Annotated in this window: 1 protein-coding gene; it reads left to right on the top strand. The window is 50.6% G+C overall.

Annotated features, from left to right (window positions below; genetic code table 11):
- Window positions 1-482: 482 nt before the first annotated feature.
- Window positions 483-1,007: a hypothetical protein gene (locus tag Q675_RS25905; RefSeq protein WP_023010983.1), complete on the top strand. Its 525-nt coding sequence runs from the start codon at window positions 483-485 to the stop codon at window positions 1,005-1,007.
- Window positions 1,008-1,046: the final 39 nt, after the last annotated feature.

Below are 1,046 nucleotides of genomic sequence, written 5' to 3'. Positions count from 1 at the left end.
GCCGGTTACCTCAGCGTTAGAGCCTACAGGGGGAGTGGCATGGCAAAACAGATTGTCGGATGCGTTTGTTTGGCGGCTGTCCTCGTCATGGCTTCTTTGTTTGTGCCGGCAACTGTTGATAGTAGAGCTGAAATGGGCAAAGTTCCTCACGGCTTTCCTTTTCCGTTTGTGTGGCAGAGCGTGGAGAAGCTAGACCCACCTTCGTTTCCACGCTCCTACGCTGTCATGCTTCCGCAGGAATACCCGACGTGGGTATCATTTGCTTCCCTATCTTTGAATATTGCGTTGGTTGGGGCAATGGCATTTGCTGCGTTACGGGTATTCAGGCGAAGGCGGTAGGGATGCAATGGCATATGACCTCGGAAGCTCTAACCAGTGCATTAAATTCGTTCCGGCCCGAGGGGCCTCCACCGGACGGCTTTCTCTCCGCTTCGCTGCGTAAAAGCCGCCGTTTATGCAGGCGTTAGCCATGGAGGACGAGCATGCAGCACCTACGACCAGGAGAACTCATTGCGCTCGAGAATCAGGGTGCCTACTACATTTTTGTTATTCTTTCCAAGTCGGCTTTCTTTGGCTGCCAGTGGTCCTTTGCCCTTCACCAGTTTTATCCCAGACTACCAGCCTTCGAAGAAATTCAGCTTTCTCAATCGGAGGGCTTTGTAGCACTTATTGATTTTATTGAAGAACGAAGGGCTGACTCGGTCCATAGAATAGGAAAAGGTATCGATGTCGCTCCTTATTTGGAGTTTGAGCACACAAAGGCCTTTATCCGTGATCAAAATGGTGGCGGTGAATGGTTTATATACGCTCGAAATTTTCAAATACTTGAGAAAAAGAGCAAGCTTGAGGTTTGTGAACTCGAATATCCGATTGGATCTGGCATGAAAGCCCGTGAGTCTTTTGAGCTCATAGACAAGAAATGGACTCCTCGGATTTTGGTTCATCCGGAGGAAAGAGGTCAGTTTCCCCGGAACTCGGCTAACAAATCGCGTCAGCGGACGTGCTAAAGCACGCCGCTGCGCTCTGCGTGTGTGCCGGGCATGGCA

This window comes from Marinobacter sp. EN3 (assembly GCF_000475315.1).
GTDB classification, from domain to species: domain Bacteria; phylum Pseudomonadota; class Gammaproteobacteria; order Pseudomonadales; family Oleiphilaceae; genus Marinobacter; species Marinobacter nauticus.
This window is presented reverse-complemented; position numbering and strand designations above follow the sequence as displayed.

Excerpts from the sequence above, each read along its gene's own strand:
- Q675_RS25905 (WP_023010983.1), top strand. The coding sequence starts at position 483 with ATGCAGCACCTACGACCAGGAGAACTCATTGCGCTCGAGAATCAGGGT.